The following is an 18,495-nucleotide window of genomic DNA, read 5'->3' on the forward strand; positions in this document are numbered from 1 at the left end:
CGGCTGGAAATCTGGAAATCAGGGTAAACCCGTGCGCGATAAGGGCTTACACGCATGGGGGCGCTCAAAACGCCTCGCTACAATCCGGCACCAACCCGCAGTCTGTCCTGTTCCAAGGTCGAGCCTGGCGGGTTTTTTGCTAAGTTGAAACAGGCCAGTCCGGGCAATCCGCCCGCGCCTGTCAAAAACACGGAGAAACTTCATGGAAACCTTGATACAGCAGATCATCAACGGTCTGGTGTTGGGCAGCATGTACGCGCTGGTGGCGTTGGGCTACACGATGGTGTACGGCATCATCGGGCTCATCAACTTCGCGCACGGTGACGTGCTGATGGTCGGCGCTCTCACGAGTTGGACCATCATTGCCGGTATGCGCGAATCCATGGTGGGCGTGCCCGGCTGGTTGATGCTGCTGATGGCCACCATCATTGCCATGGTGGTGTGCGCGGCGCTGAACTACACCATCGAAAAGCTGGCGTACCGGCCGCTGCGCAACTCATCGCGGCTGGCTCCCTTGATCACCGCCATCGGTATGTCGTTGTTGTTGCAGACGCTGGCCATGATCATCTGGAAGCCCAACCCCAAGTCGTACCCTTCCATGCTGTCTACCGAGCCTTTCTATCTGGGCGGCGCGGTGATTTCGGTGACGCAGATCACCATCCTGGCTGTCACAGCCATCACACTGGCCTTCTTGATGTGGCTGGTCAACCGAACCAACCTGGGACGCGCCATGCGTGCCACGGCTGAAAACCCCCGGGTGGCAGCGCTCATGGGCATCCGTCCCGACGTGGTGATTTCCGCCACTTTTATCATCGGCGCCATGCTGGCAGCCATTGCCGGTGTGATGTGGGCGTCCAACTACGGCACGGTGCAACATGCCATGGGCTTCATGCCCGGGCTGAAGGCTTTTGTGGCTGCGGTGATGGGCGGCATCGGTAACCTGGCGGGTGCTGTGGTCGGCGGCATTGCGCTGGGCCTGATCGAGTCGCTAGGCGCCGGATACCTGGGCAAACTCACCGGGGGTGTGCTGGGTAGCCAGTACACCGATATTTTTGCCTTCATCGTGCTGGCGATCGTGCTGACCCTGCGTCCTTCGGGTCTGCTGGGCGAGCGTGTGGCCGACCGAGCCTGAGCAGGAGAGCACCATGATGAATTCCAAGATGGGAAAGCTGATCGTTTTTCTGCTGGCAGCAGCAGCGTTGCTGCTGTTGCCTATTTTGTTGCAGGCCACGGGCAGCAACTCGTGGGTGCGCATTCTGGACATTGCGCTGTTGTATGTGTTGCTGGCGCTGGGCCTGAACATCGTGGTCGGCTACGCCGGCCTGCTGGATCTGGGTTACATCGCGTTCTTCGCGGTGGGTGCCTACATTTTTGCCCTGCTGGGCTCGCCGCACCTGGCTGACACCTTCCCGGCCATCAAGGCCATGTTCCCCAACGGGCTTCACTACAGCATCTGGTGGGTGATGGTCCTCGCGGCGGTGGTGGCGGGCATCGTAGGGATGATTCTGGGTGCCCCCACGCTCAAGCTGCGTGGTGACTACCTGGCCATCATCACGCTGGGTTTCGGTGAAATCATCCGCATCTTCCTGCTCAACATGGACCGCCCGGTGAACATCACCAACGGCCCCAAAGGCATCAGCCAGATCGACACCATCTCGGTCTTTGGACTGGACCTGGGCAAGCGCCTGACCATTGGTGACTACACCTTTCAGCCCGTCACGCTGTACTACTACTTGTTCCTGTTCTTCGTGGTGATGGCGGTGATCATTTCTTACCGTCTGCAGGACTCGCGCATTGGCCGCGCCTGGATGGCCATTCGTGAAGACGAAATTGCCGCCAAGGCCATGGGCCTGAATACCCGCAACCTAAAGCTGCTGGCGTTTGGTATGGGCGCTTCGTTTGGCGGCGTTTCCGGCGTGCTGTTTGCTTCCTTCCAGCGCTTTGTGTCGCCCGAATCGTTCTCGCTGATGGAGTCCGTGATGGTGGTGGCCATGGTGGTGTTGGGCGGCATTGGCCATATACCGGGTGTGATCCTGGGCGCCTTGTTGCTGGCGGGACTGCCCGAGTTGCTGCGCCATGTGGCGCACCCCCTGACCGCCATGACCGATGGCCGTTTGGCCCCCGAAATCTTGCGCCAGCTGCTGATCGCACTGGCCATGGTGGTGGTGATGCTGTTGCGCCCCAAAGGCCTGTGGCCAGCGCCTGAGCATGGCAAGTCCTTGACCAAATGAGCGGAGTTGCTGACATGTCTGAAACCATTCTCAAGGTGGCCAACGTTTCCAAGCGTTTTGGTGGCCTGCAAGCCCTCAGCGATGTGGGCATGGAAATCAAGCGCGGCCAGGTCTACGGCCTGATCGGCCCCAACGGAGCCGGAAAAACCACGTTTTTTAACGTGCTGACCGGTCTGTACACGCCCGACAGCGGCTCTTTTGAACTGGCGGGCAAGCCCTACACGCCCTCGGCGGTTCATGAAGTTGCCAAGGCGGGCATTGCCCGCACGTTTCAAAACATCCGCCTGTTTGCTGAAATGACCGCGCTGGAAAACGTGATGGTGGGGCGTCACGTGCGCACCCATTCCGGCCTGATTGGTGCTGTGTTGCGTACGCCAAGTTTCAAGCGCGAAGAAGCCGAGATCACCGCCCGTGCGCGCGAGTTGCTGGAATACGTCGGAATCAGCAAGTTTGCCGACTACAAGTCGCGTACCCTGAGCTACGGCGACCAGCGCCGCCTGGAAATTGCCCGTGCCCTGGCCACCGACCCCCAGCTGATCGCGCTGGATGAGCCTGCCGCGGGCATGAACGCCACCGAAAAGGTGATGTTGCGCGAATTGATCGATCGCATCCGCAAGGACAACCGCACGATTTTGCTGATTGAGCACGATGTGAAGCTGGTCATGGGCCTGTGCGACAGGGTGACCGTGCTCGACTATGGCAAACAGCTCTCGTCGGGAACGCCGGCCGAAGTGCAGCGCGACCCGAAGGTGATCGAAGCCTATCTGGGTACGGGAGGTTGAACCCCCGCGCAGCGCCGTGGGCGCCACCCCCCAAGGGGCAACATCTGCGGCCTGGCAAAGCTGGTTCCGCGGTGTTCTTGGCTCAAACCCTCCGCGCCGGACACAGCAACACATAAGGAATCTTGAAATGGCAAACACACTGTTGAAAGTCAGCGGCCTGAAGGTCGCCTACGGCGGTATCAAGGCGGTCAAAGGGATTGATCTGGAGGTGCGTGAGGGCGAGCTGATTTCGCTCATCGGCTCCAACGGTGCAGGCAAGACCACGACCATGAAGGCCGTCACGGGCTCGCTGGCGTTTGAAGCAGGCGACATCGAATACTTGGGCAAAAGCATCAAAGGCAAAGGCGCTTGGGACCTGGTCAAGCAGGGCTTGGCCATGGTGCCGGAGGGACGTGGCGTGTTCACCCGCATGACCATCACCGAAAACCTGCAGATGGGCGCTTACATTCGCACCGACAAGGCGGGTATTGCCAACGACATCGAGCGCATGTTTGGCATTTTCCCGCGCCTGCGCGAGCGCAAAGACCAGCTCGCCGGCACCATGAGCGGTGGCGAACAGCAGATGCTGGCCATGGCGCGTGCGCTGATGAGCCAACCCAAGGTGCTTTTGCTGGACGAGCCTTCCATGGGCTTGTCACCCATCATGGTGGACAAGATTTTTGAAGTGGTGCGCGACGTGTCAGCGCAGGGCGTGACGGTGCTGCTGGTGGAGCAAAACGCCCAGCGCGCCCTGCAGATCGCCGACCGCGGTTACGTGATGGATTCGGGTGAGATCACCATGACGGGCGCGGGCAAGGATTTGCTCGTGGACCCGAAGGTCAGAGAGGCTTATCTGGGTCATTGAGCCATCGCCGTGCCGCCGAGCGCGTATGGCCTGGCGACACGGAAGAGCGCTTTCATGGCGATGAGCGTCGCCGGGCGTACTGGGCAGACAACCACAGGCGCATGACCTGGCTTGCAAACATGGCCGCCATCAAGAGGGATGCACCCAGGGCAACCACCACAATTGCAGCTTGCAGGCGGCTGGTGGGGTGCGGCGCCAGTGCCTGCCACACCAGGCTGATCAACGAGACGGCTCCAGCGATGGGCCCGATGTCGTGGGCAAGCCATTTCAGGTGCATGCCAGGCCACCATCTGTGGTGGATGAGTGGAACCCACAGCGTGAAATAAAGGGCGTTGACGGTGATCCAGGCCCAGCCCGCGCCGCTCATTCCTGCCAAGGATGTGGCCCAGGCCATACCGACCCCCAGTCCGATCAGCAAAAGGGTGTTGCCTGTCAGGTGCATCTTCATATTGCCCCGCGCGTATTGCAGCAAATAGGGGCAGAGCGAGAAGACCAACAGAGCGTTGCCGATCACGTAGAGCGACAACACGGGCGCTGCAACCTGGACGAGTTGTGCATTGCCCGTCAGCACCCACAGAATGGGTGCAGACAGCACGTGGCAAAGACCCACAATTGGCAAGGTCGCCACGGCAATGATCTGCGTCCCGGTGCGGTACAGATCAAACAGGCGTTCATCGTTTCTTCCCGCATGCAGCCGCGCCATACGCGGTGTCAGCACGGTGTTGATGGGAACAGTTGCCACAAAAACGGCGCTGGCGACCACCACGGCCAGGTTGAAATAGCCAAAATCACCCAGGGACAGCCTGTTCGACAGGATCAGTCTGTCGACCTGTGTCACGGCAATCCACAGGCCTGCCGTGGTGCCTGCAGCCAGCGAAAAACGTATCCATCCTTGAATCTGGAGGTTGTTGGGTGTGGACAAGGGCTGATTGACGGCAGAACCCAGTCTTTTGTCTTTAAAAAATGGCTTCCTCGCGTACCGGCGGAAAGCGGCCAGTTCACCTGCAGAAATGACCATCTGATAAATGAAGAAGTCCACCGCCTCGGTGCTGAAATAAACAAAAAATGGAATGACCGCCACGAATCTCAGGGTGGCGAAGAAGGTATTCAATAGCGACAGCCGCAGAAAGTCTTCCATGCCCGTCAGCATGCTTCGATAAGCCACGGTGATCAATCGCAAGGCCATCGATACCGCCATGAATTTGATGGCCAGTGTGGCTTGGTCCAGGGCCAGGGTCTTAATGTTCAACCAATGCGTTGAAATGAAGTGTGCGCCCGCCACCAACACCGCCGCGCCGAGCACACTCATCGCGGCAAAGAAGTATTCGGATCCACGTAGGAGCTGCCTAAGCTGCTGGATGCTCTGCGCGCCTGCTTGCTGTCGAGCGGTTTCACGCGAGATGGTGGCACCCAGTCCGAGGTCAAGCAGAATAAACCACGCCTGCGTGACGCCATAGAACGCTACCAATCCATAGGTTTCGGGATCGATGAATTTGATGTAGATACCAAGAGCCAGCAATCCGACCAGGGCCACATAGGCATGGCTGAAGTAATTGAATGCTGCGGCGCGTGTCAGGGTCATGGTGTGGGCTTGCGCATCAGGGGCGCCCAGGCCGGCCGTGGCTCGCCAAAAACCGGATGGCGCTGCTGAGGTGCCAATACAAATGTTTGAGGTTGCGTCGACTGGCGTACTGCCCGTCGTGCACCACCCGGCAGGCTGGCTGTACCCAGCTGCCCCAACCTGCTTTTCCAAGTCGTCTGCACAGATCGGCATCTTCGTAGTACATGAAGTAGCGCTCATCAAATCCACCCACGTGCTCAAATGCCGCTCGGGGAAACACCATGAACATGCCAGACACCCAGTCCACCTGGAAGGGTTGTGTCGTCTGGGGGTATTCTGAATCGTGGGTGCGCCCCAGCAGTTTTGCCAACAAGAATCGCCAGGTTGGAAAGCGGCGTGCACCTGGAGCTGTTCCACCATTTGATAAAAAAGCGGCGGGTGCGCACACACCAGCGTGGTGCGCATCAATCAATTCCAAGAGCGGCTTACAATGGTGATCGATTAGTCGGATATCGGGATTGATGACCGCGAAATAACGCCCTTTTGCATTTCTGAACGCGGCGTTGTGATTGCTTCCATAACCTTTTGGCCGCCCATTTCTGATGATCTGGACTGGGAATGGTAGTGTGGACAATGCGTCCAGAAAACGCTCGTCTTCAGGACGATTCAAGGTCAGCAGAAGTTCACAAGAAATATCCATTGGAATCTGAAGATCTTGCAGCAAATGGGTGACGATAGCGCCTTGCCCATGACTGACAATGGAAAGACTGAGTTCAATTGGGTCAAGGCTGGAGTTCATGCCGATGGACTGTCAGTGAAGGCGTGCCTGCTCGCGGTGCGTGGCGTGGCGTTGCACATGTTGTTGTCGCGGTGCGAAGTGGTCGCTTCGTGGATGTTGCCTTGAGAGCGCCATACGCGTATTTCCCATTTCCTTGCCTGTCTTGAAGGGTGGCTGTGTTTCTCATAGATGCTTCATGGATTTACTTGCTATTTCCAGTTTTCATCCCGATCGGGACCGCGCAGCCTGTTGCACAGAGTCAATCGTGATGAACTTTTCGTGAGCGCATGAGGTATTGGCTGTACAGCAGGTGCTTTGTCAGACCCAATGACAGCCGGTTCAACATCTTGGATTTCGGGCCCAGCAGGCCTTGCGATGTTTCCAGTTGGAGCTGGGGTGTTTGCACCAGATCGGCGGCACTTTGGCGCGTGAAAAAGCGCAAATGGGTTTGATCCAAAATGCCACTGGTTGTGTATTCAAACCGACCTCTGATCAGGAGGTTGAACAGCACTTCGATGTGCCTGACGTTGGGGATGCTGGTGATCAGCACACCGCCCGCCCGGAGTTTGGTGCTCAGTTGATCAACGACTTGCCAAGGGTCGACCAGATGCTCCAGTACGTCCAGACAGAGGATGCCATCAAATGAGTGGTCAGGCAGCTCAATCAGAGCGGCCTCAATCGGCTTTTCAATCACTTGGTCCAGTTGGTTTCTGGCCATTGCCGCAGTGGCGGGGAACGGCTCGACGCCCGTGACCCATTCGCACAGCCCTTGGCGTTTGAGCAGGGCACCTGTGTTGCCTGTTGAGCAACCCACGTCCAGTACGCGGGCGTAGGCCTTGTCTAACAAGGGAAGTATGTCGGTGCGGGTGGAGTCGCTGTAGATTTGGTGCCCTTGTGGCAGCTGTTCAACTGGCATGAAATTTCCCCATTTTTTTCTGCAAACCGTGCCAAAGCCCTTTGTGAACCATGTGCCAGCTGGTCAAGCGCGGTTTGTCGAACAGAAGATAGAAGCCGTATTTCAGCAGTAGGCGCCAAGCATCTGCCACTTTCCAGTTCAGGGGCAGCCCGCGTTGGCGGTACATCCAGATCGCATTCCGGAACATGTAGTAATGGCGGAGCGAGCTGCGCGCCGGGTATTGCCTGCCGGCGAACGTGATGGGGCGATCGCCCAGGGTATGGCGCATGTGGGCTGCGCAGACCCCGTAGGAGGCGAAGCCATGTGCTTTGGCGCGTAGCCCCCACTCGATGTCCACATAGTCGATGAACAGGTCTTCTTGCATGTTGCCCACGGTGTGGATGGTGCTCATCGGGATCAGGCAACCCGATGCGATCAGGTAGTCAACCGGTACCACGGCGTTGGGTGTGGTGCAGGTCTGGCGCTGGTATTGAATGCCACGGATGCGCACGAATGGCGGCGGGTTGTCCAGGCGATCGTCGATAAATCTTGGACCGACCGATGCGATGCTCTCACCATTTTTCTGGCGTTCGATCACCACGTTATGCAGTTGTTGCACCATGTCGGGTGCTGGACAGCTGTCTTGATCAAACAGGATCACGCAAGGCGCTCCAAGCTTTTCGACATGGGTCAGGCCCACGTTCTGGGCAGCAGCAATGCCCAGGTTTTTTCCAAGGCCGATCACATGCAGTGTGGGCGTTTTGAAATGCGCTTTGGCCCAGGTTGGGACGTCGGCATCGGATCCGTTGTCCACCAGCACAACGTCATCGACCTGAGGCTGCAGTGCTTCAATCAGGTGCTGCAATGCGCTCAGGTCAGGCTGAAAAGAGACGATCACAGCGCTCACACCATTGGGACGCGTGGTGGTGCCCAGCAAGGCTACAGAAGGTGTGTGCAGGCTCACGGTGCAACCTGGGGTTGGTAGTCTGGGACGCAGGTTTGTAAGGCCTGTTGCGTGACCTTTGGCGTATCACCGCTGTCGAGTTGCGCCATTTGCGCAAGCAGGCACTCCAACTGCACCCAGTCGAGCCAACGCTCCTGGGCACGCATGATTTTGGGGTTCGAAGTCCTCTCAGCGGCGCAGCCTATAAGCAGCTCTTCGTAGAGTTTTTCTCCCGGACGAAGTCCGCTGAATTCGATTGCAATGTCGCCGTCAGGGTTGTCTGCGTCGCGCAGGGTCAAGCCAGAGAGCTGAATCATGATGCGAGCCAGGTCCTGAATGCGCACCGGGTCGCCCATGTCCAGCAGGTAGAGTGGTCCGGGTTCGGTGGCGTCTGTGGACATGGCGGCGGCCTGGATCACGAGTTGAGCCGCTTCGGGGATGGTCATGAAGTACCGTGTGATGTCGGGATGGGTCACCGTCACAGGACCTCTGGCTTGAATCTGCTGGCGGAACTTCGGGATCACGCTGCCCGAAGAGCCCAGCACGTTGCCAAACCGCACCATGGACAGGCGTGTCGGGCGCCCGGCAGCTTGGCATTCACGGGCCAGCGCTTGCACAACCATTTCTGCCAGGCGTTTGGTCGCACCCATCACGTTGGTGGGGCGCACAGCTTTGTCTGTGCTGATGAGGACCAGGTCCATCACGCCCGCGTCGATGGCGGCACGGGTCACGTTCAGGGTGCCAAACACGTTGTTGCGGATCGCAGCAACTGGGTTGTCTTCCACCAGCGGCACGTGTTTGTAAGCCGCGGCGTGGTAGACCGTGTGGGGTTGGTGCGTTTGCATGAGTTGGCGCATGCGAGCTTCGTCGCGCACGTCGCCCAACACAGCCTGCAGCGCCACGGCGCTCAGTTCGAGGGTGCCGTGCAACAAGCGTTCCAACGCTTCCAGGGCGGTGTAGAGCGCAAACTCGTTGAGTTCAACGAGCACCAGTTGCTTGGGCTGCTGCATCACGATTTGGCGGCACAGTTCGCTGCCGATGGAGCCACCCGCACCGGTGATCATGACGGTTTTCCCCCGGATGTTGCGGGCCATCAGCATGGCGTCTGGGGGTACGGGGTCGCGTCCCAGCAGATCCTCCAGAGACACCTCGCGCAGTTGGTCGGCGTCTACACGGCGGTGGGCCAGATCGGCCAGCCGGGGCAGTGTGCGCACGGCAACGCGCGACCGGTTCAGCAGCTTCACGATCTCGGTGCGGCGGGTTCGGCTGACCGATGGCAGGGCGAGAAGGACGTCTCGCACGCCCTGGGCGAGCACCTGCGCATTGAGCGTGGCGGGGTCGTAGACGGGCAGGCCCATGATGCGCCCTCCGTGCAGGCTGGGGTTGTCGTCCAGAAAGCCGACCACACGCATGCTGGTTTTGGCCAGGGATGCGGCCAGTTGCCGCCCGGAGTTGCCCGCGCCGTATATGAGCACCGGCGCGGTTTTTTCCGGGTGCATGGTGTCTGGGACCGCTTCACCCAGCAGTTCACGTGCCAAAAAGCGCACGGCGCCTACCGCCAGCAGCAGCAGGGCGGGTTGCAAGAGTCCGATGGTGCGTGGTACCAGCGGGAAACCGATGGCAGTGAAAATGCTGGCGTAAAGCAACGCGTAAATGCCAATGGCCTGCACCAGCGAAAGCAACGACTCGCGTCCCGCAAATCGAAACACCGAGCTGTAAAGGCCCAGTGCTGCAAACAGGGGAATGGCCAGTGCCGGGGATGCGGCAACGGCCAGCCACTGGTAACCCTCCAGGTACACCCAGGTTTCAAAGCGCAGGCAGATGGACAGCCAAACGGTCAGCACGCACAAACCGACGTCCACCGCCAGCACCAGCAGCCGCTTGGCCGCTCTGGGGAGCGTGAGCAAGCTGTCGGCCGAGCGTTTGTAGTTCGATTGATTTAATTTTTCTTCCATCACGCAAGTGTATGTTTGCTTTTTAAAGCTGTCTCTGTGCGTGTTGGCGCCCGTGTGGGCCGTGATGAGGCTGCGGTCAATGCGTGACGCCCGAACCCCGCCAGACCAGCAAAAAGGTGCGCCACAGAACCAGCAGGTCGAAGCGGATGGACCGCCGCTGGAGGTATTCCGCATCCAGTTGTACCTTGTCTGGAATGGGGAGCTCGTCCCGGCCATTGATTTGTGCCCAGCCCGTGAGGCCCGGGCGCAGGGTATGCACTTGCCGTGCGGTGCGTAGTTCAATCAGGTCGTGCTGGTTGAAGAGCGCGGGTCTGGGGCCTACGAAGCTCATATCTCCCTTAAGGATATTCCAGAGTTGAGGTAACTCGTCCAGGCTGCTTTTGCGCAAAAAATGCCCGATTGGCGTGAGGTACTGCCGAGGGTTTTCTAACAGATGGGTGGCCACGGCGGGTGTGTCGATCCGCATGCTGCGGAACTTGGGCATTCGAAAAATCTGGTTGTACCGCCCTACTCGGTCAGACCAATAGATGGCTGGCCCTGGCGATGTCAGCCTGACCAGCAGCCCGACCATGGCCATGGGGATGGCCAGCGTGAACAAGACCATGCAGGCCAGCAAAAGATCCATCGTTCTTTTCATGTGAAGTCCCCGGATGCCGAGGCTGCATGGCTGGCCGCGCGTTGGGCCTTGTATGCCCGCGCTGTGAGTTGGAGTTCTTGTTCCAGGGCCACCGGTGGTGTCCAGTTCAGCAGCCGTTGATTTTTTTCGATATCCACCGCCAGGTCTGCGCAGAGCCGTTGCACCAGTGCGCCTTGCCCCAGCCAGCGCAAGCCCTGTTCAAGCCATTTTTGCGGAATGGGCACCAGACGGGCTGGGCGTCCGAGGGCTTGGCCCATGGCACGGAGCAAACGGGATGTCGAAACGTCTGCGCCGTCGCTGACCAGAAACGTCTCGTTGCCCGCAGCAGGGTGCCTTGCGCAAAGCTCCAGAAAGTGGGTCAGATTGCTCAAGCCCACCAAGCTGCGGCGGTTGTTGATGGCGCCCAGAGGAAGTGGTGCGCCACGGTCGACCCAGGCCATCATGCGTAAAAAATTGGCCTTTACACCCGGCCCGTACACCAGAGGGAGTCGCACGATCACAACCTCCAGGCCGGTCTGCCTGGCTACCTGACGGAGGCCGTCCTCGGCTTCTTGTTTGCTGATGGCGTAACTGTCTTGGGCCGAGGCGAGGTCGTCGGCGTGAAATGCGTGCCCCGGTGCGGTCCACTCGCCGTTGACCTTGATCGAACTGAGAAAAACGAACCGTTTCACGCCACATTGCGCCGCCAGGGTGGCCAGTTGCAGGGTCAGGTCGGTGTTGGTGCGGCGGTAGGCGGTCAGTGGCGATGGATCTGGGTCTTGCAGCCTGTGCACGCGCGCAGCGGTGTGCACGATGGCGTCGCATCCGCGCATGGCCGCCCTGAGTGCGCTGCTGTCGCTCAGGTCGGACTGCAGCTGCTGCAGCAACGGGTGAGCCTTTGGTGGTTGGGCCGTTGCCGTGCGCTGCAGGGCGACCACTTCATGCCCCGCTGCCAAAAAAGAAGCGCTTGCGCTGCTGCCAACGAATCCGTTGGCACCGGTGATCAAGATGCGCATGGCAGAGGATCGGTTCGGGTATTTCAGAGCAAACCCTTTGGGCTGATGGCCTGGCGTATGAATGAAGGAGCAGGTCCGGCCGGTAGGTGGCAACTGCTGGCGATGGCGACCGGCGCTCACTATAAGTGAGACAGTGCGCCGATCTGGTGCACCATGCGCCGGCGGTTCAAACGCCGGGTGCCGTGTGTGACGTATGTCGTGTTGATCCATCCTTTCAAAAAGAGGGCCCCGCATGGCCAGAGAACTAAAATGTGAGGTTTTGCGTGATGCCTGCACAGGCGCCCCTGGGTGCCGCAGGCCCGCCCCGATCTGCCCACTGGGCTACCACCTGCTCTTTTTATGTCCCAAGCCACACCCAACAGCCCCGCCGCCGATGCCCATGTGACCGGTGCCCACACCGCGTTTGATGACAACCAGCTGATCGTCGAGCGCCGTGAAAAGCTCAAGGCCATGCGCGAGGCGCAGCAGCAGGGCAAGGGCGTGGCGTTCCCGAACGATTTCAAGCCGTCTGACAAAGCCGCCGAGCTGTTTGCGTTGCACAGCGAAGCCACCAAGGAAGGCCTGGAGGCGAACCCGGTGCGCGCCAGTGTGGCCGGTCGCATGATGCTCAAGCGCGTGATGGGCAAGGCCAGTTTTGCCACGCTGCAAGATGCGTCGTTTGGCCCGTCGGGTGGTCGTATCCAGATCTACCTGAACAACGACAGCGTGGGCGAAGCGCTGCACAACGCGTTCAAGCACTGGGACCTGGGTGACATCGTGGCCGCAGAGGGTGTGCTGTTCAAAACCCGCACCGGCGAGTTGACCATCCACGCCGACAGCATTCGCCTGATCACCAAGAGCCTGCGCCCGCTGCCCGACAAGTTTCACGGCATTCACGACCAGGAAATCAAGTACCGCCAGCGCTATGTGGACCTGATGACCGACGAGAGCGCCCGCAAGCGTTTCATCACGCGCAGCCAGGCCTTGTCCAGCATCCGCGAATATATGGTGAGCCATGGCTTTCTGGAAGTGGAAACGCCCATGCTGCACCCCATTCCTGGCGGTGCCAACGCCAAGCCGTTCAAGACGCACCACAACGCGCTCGACCAGGAAATGTTTTTGCGCATCGCGCCCGAGCTGTACCTCAAGCGCCTGCTGGTGGGCGGTTTCGACCGCGTGTTCGAGATCAACCGCAACTTCCGCAACGAAGGCATCAGCGTTCGCCACAACCCCGAGTTCACCATGATGGAGTTCTACGCGGCTTACTGGAACTACCACGACCTGATGGATTTCAACGAGCAACTGATCCGCCACGTGGTGAAGCAAGTGCACGGCGACACGCCGCTGACCTACAACGGCAAACCGGTGGACGTGTACTCGCCCTTCGAGCGTCTGACCATCCGCGAAGCGATTTTGAAATACACCGAGGCCGGCGACGGCGTGGACAGCGCCGAGTGGCTGATCCCGGCGCTGCGCAAGCTGGGCATGAGCGAAGCCAAGCACCAGCTGAGCACGCGCAGCCTGGCCAGCTTGCAGGTGCTGTATTTCGAAGAGACGGTGGAGGAAAAGCTCTGGAACCCGACCTTCATCATGGAGCACCCCACCGAGATTTCGCCGCTGGCACGTGCCAACGACGACCGACCCGAAGTGACCGAGCGCTTTGAGCTCTACATCACCGGCCGCGAGTTTGGCAATGCCTTCTCGGAACTGAACGACGCCGAAGACCAGGCCGCGCGTTTCCACGCCCAGGTGTCGGCCAAGGACGGCGGCGACGAAGAAGCCATGTACTACGACGCCGACTTCATCCGCGCGCTGGAATACGGCATGCCTCCGGCCGGCGGCTGTGGCATTGGTATTGACCGTTTGATGATGCTGCTGACCGACAGCCCCAGCATCCGCGACGTGATTTTGTTCCCCGCGCTGCGCCGGGAAAACTGAGTTCAGCGCCAAGCCAGCGCCAGCAACAGGCCCAGCAGGCTCGCGGCCGAGAGTGACCACCAGGCGCGGCGCATGCGCCGCGCCAAGGGTGATCTGCCAGAGAAGTCGTATTTGAAATGTTCCGAGACAACCCGCGCGGTGGACACACCGCGCGCCACCAGCGCAGTCTCCACAGCATCCATCATCGGCTCTGGCCCGCAGACCAGGTGGCAGGCTGTATCGGTCAGCGGTGCAACAGCCGGGTGCTCCAGTACCGTGGCGAGGCCGTGGGCATCCAGCCGACCGGTGAGGCCAGTCCAGTCGGCGTCCGGTTGTTCGACCATGGGCAGCAATGCAAAGTCGGCCAGCGCGCCAGCGCCTGACAGCGCCACCACGTTCACCATCTGTTCGTGGTTTTTGTCCGCATAAATCAGTCGCAGCGGGCGGCGGTCTTGCCGCGCCACCGCAGCGGCCAGCAGGCTCACAAACGGCGCTACGCCAATACCACCAGCGTGCATCACCACGGCCGTGGCATCGGTGGGTATCTCGAAGCGGCCATGTGGCCCGTCCAGGTATGCGACGTTGCCCACCGCTTGCCGGGCCAGGCCGCGGGTCATGTCGCCCGCCTCCTTGATCAGAAACTGCACCCTTCCCCCGGCATCGGGCGCGTTGCTGATGGAAAACGGGTTGTCGCGGTGAGGCCAGCGTTGCCCAAGCTTGAGCCAGGCGAGCTGGCCGGCTCGAAACTGTGCGCTGCCTGGCGAGCGCGGCGCGACTTCCAGCAGCCAGATGCGGTCGGCGCAGCGCTCCAGTTTTTCAATGCGGTACGGGTGTGCTCCCTGCCACAGGGGGTGCACCAAGTAGACCCACAACCACGACAGCAGTGCCAGCCCAGCCAGCGCCCACCAGGTAGCCGCCACCGCCGTGAACTGCGCGTACCGGCCTGACACCAGCGTGTGGTGCAGACCGAAGCCCAGCACCGCCAGCGCCAACGCGCTGTGCATCAGGCGCCAGCGTTCGTAAGGCGCGTCGCTGCGTTGCCGCAATATGGCGCTTGCCACCAGCACCAGCAGGCAGCCCAGGGCCAGCAGGCCGGTGACCAGTCCCCAGGAGCCGCTGCCGATGCGCAGGGCCTGATCGGTTGACGCAGCCACCGGACCGGGCGGCGTGTACCAAAGCGTGTAGAAAAACGGATGGAGCAGCAGCAGGAGCACCGCCGTGCGCGCAAACAGCTGGTGTGTCTGCATCAGCAGGTCGCTGCCCAGCAGGCCCGATAAAGGCTTGAACCGGCCAAGCAAAAAGAACGACAGCAGCACCAAGGCAAAACCAATCATGCCCAGGCCGGAAGCCCATTCGTCCAGCCAGGGGCGTCGCTCCAGCTCCGCAGCATGCGCGGCCCATTCGCCCATCAGCACGGGCAGCAGCATCAGGACAAGATAGAAAATAGCCCAGAGGATTTTCTTTTGGGTCAATGCGTGGCCTCCAGCAAGGGCGCTGGGATCGAAGTGATCCGACCTGCCTTTTCATGATGCAGAGCTGGGGGGAGAGCGTCAAGCCGATGTGGCGCTGGCTTGATTTGACGCAAAAAAACCCGGACAGACGGTGGTCTGACCGGGCTTGGTGTGCTGCGCGGTTCAGGCGAACTCGGCCAGCGCCTTGCGCATTTTCTTCATGGCCGCCACCTCAATCTGGCGCACCCGCTCGGCGCTCACGCCGTATTCGGCTGCCAGTTCGTGCAGTGTCATGCCGCCCGAACCGTCGTCGTTCACCTTCAGCCAGCGTTCGCTGACGATGCGGCGCGAGCGGTCGTCCAGCTCGCTCATGGCCTGGGCAATGCCCTCGGTGGCCAGCGCGTCGCGTTCGGCCGACTCCAGCACCGCTGTGGGCTCATGGGTGGCGTCGGCCAGGTAGGCAATGGGGCCAAAACTGTCCTCGCCATCGTCGCTGGGGCCGGGGTCCAGCACCACGTCACCGCCCGACAGGCGGGTTTCCATCTCACGCACTTCCTCTGGTTTCACCTTCAGTTCGCGCGCCATCACGCCCACCTCGGTGTCCGACAACACATCGCGGTGCGTATCGCCGTCCAGTGCGTCAGCGCGGAAACCCTGCTTGCGCGAACGCAGGTTGAAAAACAACTTGCGCTGCGCCTTGGTGGTGGCCAGCTTCACCATGCGCCAGTTTTTCAGGATGTATTCGTGGATCTCGGCCTTGATCCAGTGCATGGCGTAGCTCACCAAGCGCACGCCCTGGTCCGGGTCGAAGCGTTTCACGGCCTTCATCAGGCCCACATTGCCTTCCTGGATCAGGTCGCCGTGCGGCAAGCCATAGCCCAGGTATTGGCGGGCAATCGACACCACCAGGCGCAGGTGCGACATCACCAGCTGGCCCGCAGCGTCCAGGTCGTTGTGATCGCGCAGGCGGCGCGCGGCGCCCTGTTCCTCTTCCAGCGTCAACAGCGGCATGCGGTTGACCGCAGAAATATAGGCGTCCAGGTTGCCCAGCGGCGGCATCGTGAGCGAGCGGCTGGCCCAGGGGCTGGCCACGGCCAGGGTGGCGGTTGGCAAGGCGGCGGGAGCGAGTGATACGGACATGTGAAGAACCCTCCTCAGGTTGGCTTTCATAAATATTAGCACTCTCTATGAGTGAGTGCTAATTGAATAGTTCCATGGGCGTGATGCGGCAGGGCTTTGCGCGGGTTTCGTGGTCTGTGTGCATGTCGCCGGACTTTGCTGGACAGCCACATCAGTTTCATATACTGTACGCATAAACAGTATTTGACATCAACATGCCACCCGCCACCGCTTCTTTGGCCTCACCTGCCCACAACGCGCCTCAGCCGGTGCCAGCCCCGGGGGCGCTCGCCAGCGGCCTGCCTGCTGCCGTGGCGGCCGCGCTGTGGCGAGGTGACCAACTGGGTGCGCCGGTGGCCGCCACCCTTTCCAGCGGATTTGCTGTGCTGGACGCGGTGCTGCCCGGCGGTGGCTGGCCTTGCCATACCGTCACCGAAATCCTGGCACCACAAAGCGGCATGCTGGAATGGCGGCTGCTGGGGCCTGTGCTGCGCCAGGTGTGCACCGCCGGGCACAGTGTGGTGCTGGTGGGCCCGCCGCGGCCGCCGCACCCGCCCGGTTTGCGCTTTGAAGGTATCAGCGAGCGCCAGTTGGTCTGGGTGCAAACCGAGACCCCGGCCGAGCGTCTGTGGGCCACCGAGCAGCTGGTCAGGGCCAACGCCTGCGGGGCGGTCATTGCCTGGCTGCCGCAGGTGCGGGCCGAGCAGGTGCGCCGCTTGCAGGTGCTGGCGGCGGGTTGTGCCGGCCCGGTATTTTTGTGCCGGCCGGCCTCGGCGGCGCAAGAATCGTCGGCCGCGCCGCTGCGTCTGCTGGCCCGCGTGGGCGCCGACTGGGCGTTGTGGGTCGACGTGTTCAAGCGCAAAGGCCCGCCGCTGGGCACCCCGCTGCATGTGCCGTCGGTGCCCGGTGGCCTGCAGAGCATTTTGACGCCGCGCCTGAAACAGCCCAGCGCGTTGCTGCCCAGCCACCCGTCCGGTGCCGCCCCCCGTACCCCTACCCCAAAGGTCGACCATGTTGTGGTCAGCGCTCCTGCTGCCAGCGCCCGACGGCACCGCATTGCCCACTGACGCGGCGTTGCAGGCGCTGGCGATCTGGGCACTTCAATTCACGCCCCGGGTTGCTGTCGCTGACGAAGCGGTGGTCATGGAGCTGGCGGCGAGCGTGCGCCTGTTTGGGGGCCAGCGCGCGCTGCGCGAGCGCGTGCACGCCGAAGGCGCCGAACTGGGTGTGACCCAGTTGGCCTGGGCACCCAACAGCCTGGCCGCGCTGGCGCTGGCGCGCGCCGGGGTTGAAAACGGGTTGCAACAGCCGTTGGATGCGCTGCTCGACGCCCTGCCCATGGACACGCTCAGTGCCGTGCGCCCGCACCGCCTCACGCTGTCACACATCGGCTGCCGCACTCTGGGCGACGTGCGGCTGCTGCCCCGCGGTGGCATGGCCCGCCGGTTTGACAAGCAGTTGCTTGCCGCGCTTGACCGGGCCTATGGCCGTGCGCCCGAAGTGCACCCATGGATCGAGCTGCCCGAGCATTTTTCGCAGCGCCTGGAGCTGATGTTTCGGGTGGACGACGCGCCGGCCCTGCTGTTTGGCGCGCGCCGCCTGTTGATCTCGCTGTGCGGCTGGCTGGCTGCGCGCCACAGCGGCACCACCGCGTTCACCCTGCGCTGGGCGCACGACGCCATGCGCGCCAAGTCGGCGGGCGAGGGCGGCAGCATCACCCTGCGAACCGCCGAGCCCACACGCCAGCTTGACCACCTCTGCCGCCTGCTGGCCGAACACCTGGCCCGCGTGGAGCTGCTGGCTCCTGTGGGCGACCTGGAGCTGGTGGCCATTGACGTGGTACCGCTGGAAGAAAAAAGCGCCTCGTGGCTGCCCGACGAAGCCGAAGGCCGCGAGCCGTTGCATCTGGTGCTGGAGCGCCTGGCTGCGCGCCTGGGCCCACAGCGCGTGCTGCGCCCGGTGCTGTGCGAAGACCACCGCCCCGAATGGATGTGCCGCTGGCAACCCGCGCCCGAGCCTTTGCCCCGCAAGCCTGTGGCGGGCAACGACCTGCCGCAACCCGGTTTCATCTTGCCGGCGCCGCTCAAACTGCTGGTGCGCGCCAACCGGCCGTATTACCAGGGTGAACTGCAACTGCTCGCCGGCCCGCAGCGGGTGGAGGGCGGCTGGTGGGATCGCGACGATGCCGCCGGGCAGATACGCAACGTGGTGCGCGACTACTGGGTGGCGCAATCGGAGCACGCGGGCGTGCTGTGGGTGTTTCAGACGCGGCTGGACGAGGCGCCTGCGTGGTTTTTGCATGGGGTGTTTGCTTGATTGACTCCCCCCCGCCGCGCTGCGCGCGACCCCCTCCAGGGGGCGATGCGAGTGGCCCGGCAAAGCCGGCTCCACCGCATCCTGGGTTCGGG

Annotated in this window: 16 protein-coding genes; 7 read left to right on the forward strand and 9 right to left on the reverse strand. The window is 61.6% G+C overall.

From position 1 onward, the window contains the following. The first annotated feature begins 202 nt into the window (after nt 1–202). The 4 genes from ACTG4K_RS08935 (at nt 203) to ACTG4K_RS08950 (ending at nt 3,857) form a co-directional block, all read left to right on the forward strand. Nucleotides 203–1,132: a branched-chain amino acid ABC transporter permease gene (locus tag ACTG4K_RS08935; RefSeq protein ID WP_439113845.1), complete on the forward strand. Its 930-nt coding sequence runs from the start codon at nt 203–205 to the stop codon at nt 1,130–1,132. Between the two features lie 13 nt (nt 1,133–1,145). Then, nucleotides 1,146–2,231 (forward strand): branched-chain amino acid ABC transporter permease, encoded by a 1,086-nt coding sequence (locus tag ACTG4K_RS08940; protein WP_439113846.1) that lies wholly within the window; start codon nt 1,146–1,148, stop codon nt 2,229–2,231. Nucleotides 2,232–2,245: 14 nt separating this feature from the next. After that, a complete protein-coding gene (locus ACTG4K_RS08945) occupies nt 2,246–3,013 on the forward strand; it encodes an ABC transporter ATP-binding protein (protein WP_439113847.1) in 768 nt (255 codons plus the stop codon). Nucleotides 3,014–3,140: 127 nt separating this feature from the next. Continuing rightward, on the forward strand, nt 3,141–3,857 hold the full coding sequence (locus ACTG4K_RS08950) for an ABC transporter ATP-binding protein (RefSeq protein ID WP_439113848.1): 717 nt from the start codon (nt 3,141–3,143) through the stop codon (nt 3,855–3,857). A 52-nt stretch (nt 3,858–3,909) separates the two neighbouring features. Here the strand turns inward: ACTG4K_RS08950 and ACTG4K_RS08955 are convergent, their stop codons facing one another. From ACTG4K_RS08955 to ACTG4K_RS08985, 7 genes are all read right to left on the reverse strand, one after another. Next, on the reverse strand, nt 3,910–5,439 hold the full coding sequence (locus ACTG4K_RS08955) for a lipopolysaccharide biosynthesis protein (RefSeq protein ID WP_439113849.1): 1,530 nt from the start codon (nt 5,437–5,439) through the stop codon (nt 3,910–3,912). A gap of 16 nt (nt 5,440–5,455) precedes the next feature. Beyond that, a complete protein-coding gene (locus tag ACTG4K_RS08960) occupies nt 5,456–6,217 on the reverse strand; it encodes a glycosyltransferase (protein ID WP_439113850.1) in 762 nt (253 codons plus the stop codon). Nucleotides 6,218–6,455: 238 nt separating this feature from the next. Next, entirely contained in the window at nt 6,456–7,112 is a 657-nt protein-coding gene (locus ACTG4K_RS08965; RefSeq protein ID WP_439113851.1) for a class I SAM-dependent methyltransferase, read from the reverse strand. Further along, complete coding sequence (locus ACTG4K_RS08970; protein WP_439113852.1) at nt 7,102–8,028, reverse strand: glycosyltransferase family 2 protein; 927 nt, start codon at nt 8,026–8,028, stop codon at nt 7,102–7,104. The genes ACTG4K_RS08965 and ACTG4K_RS08970 overlap by 11 nt, the downstream gene beginning before the upstream one ends. A gap of 23 nt (nt 8,029–8,051) precedes the next feature. Next, nucleotides 8,052–9,989: a polysaccharide biosynthesis protein gene (locus ACTG4K_RS08975; RefSeq protein WP_439113853.1), complete on the reverse strand. Its 1,938-nt coding sequence runs from the start codon at nt 9,987–9,989 to the stop codon at nt 8,052–8,054. A gap of 76 nt (nt 9,990–10,065) precedes the next feature. Continuing rightward, nucleotides 10,066–10,626 carry a sugar transferase gene (locus ACTG4K_RS08980; protein ID WP_439113854.1) on the reverse strand — a complete coding sequence of 187 codons (561 nt, stop codon included), beginning with the start codon at nt 10,624–10,626 and terminating at the stop codon, nt 10,066–10,068. Then, nucleotides 10,623–11,621: an NAD-dependent epimerase/dehydratase family protein gene (locus ACTG4K_RS08985; RefSeq protein ID WP_439113855.1), complete on the reverse strand. Its 999-nt coding sequence runs from the start codon at nt 11,619–11,621 to the stop codon at nt 10,623–10,625. The genes ACTG4K_RS08980 and ACTG4K_RS08985 overlap by 4 nt, the downstream gene beginning before the upstream one ends. Before the next feature lie 339 nt (nt 11,622–11,960). Between ACTG4K_RS08985 and lysS the strand changes: the two genes are divergently transcribed. After that, on the forward strand, nt 11,961–13,538 hold the full coding sequence (lysS, locus tag ACTG4K_RS08990; protein ID WP_439113856.1) for a lysine--tRNA ligase: 1,578 nt from the start codon (nt 11,961–11,963) through the stop codon (nt 13,536–13,538). Between the two features lie 2 nt (nt 13,539–13,540). Here the strand turns inward: lysS and ACTG4K_RS08995 are convergent, their stop codons facing one another. Then, the gene (locus ACTG4K_RS08995; protein WP_439113857.1) at nt 13,541–14,989 is read right to left on the reverse strand and encodes a ferredoxin reductase family protein; all 1,449 of its coding nucleotides are present in this window, start codon (nt 14,987–14,989) and stop codon (nt 13,541–13,543) included. Nucleotides 14,990–15,151: 162 nt separating this feature from the next. Continuing rightward, on the reverse strand, nt 15,152–16,108 hold the full coding sequence (gene rpoH / locus ACTG4K_RS09000; protein ID WP_439113858.1) for an RNA polymerase sigma factor RpoH: 957 nt from the start codon (nt 16,106–16,108) through the stop codon (nt 15,152–15,154). Between the two features lie 194 nt (nt 16,109–16,302). Here rpoH and imuA point away from each other — a divergent pair, with 194 nt between their 5' ends. Both imuA and ACTG4K_RS09010 read left to right on the forward strand, forming a co-directional pair. After that, a complete protein-coding gene (gene imuA / locus ACTG4K_RS09005) occupies nt 16,303–17,154 on the forward strand; it encodes a translesion DNA synthesis-associated protein ImuA (RefSeq protein WP_439113859.1) in 852 nt (283 codons plus the stop codon). Continuing rightward, nucleotides 17,099–18,403: a Y-family DNA polymerase gene (locus tag ACTG4K_RS09010; RefSeq protein WP_439113860.1), complete on the forward strand. Its 1,305-nt coding sequence runs from the start codon at nt 17,099–17,101 to the stop codon at nt 18,401–18,403. The genes imuA and ACTG4K_RS09010 overlap by 56 nt, the downstream gene beginning before the upstream one ends. Nucleotides 18,404–18,495 lie beyond the last annotated feature (92 nt).

The organism is Hydrogenophaga sp. (assembly GCF_965657535.1).
GTDB lineage: Bacteria > Pseudomonadota > Gammaproteobacteria > Burkholderiales > Burkholderiaceae_C > Hydrogenophaga.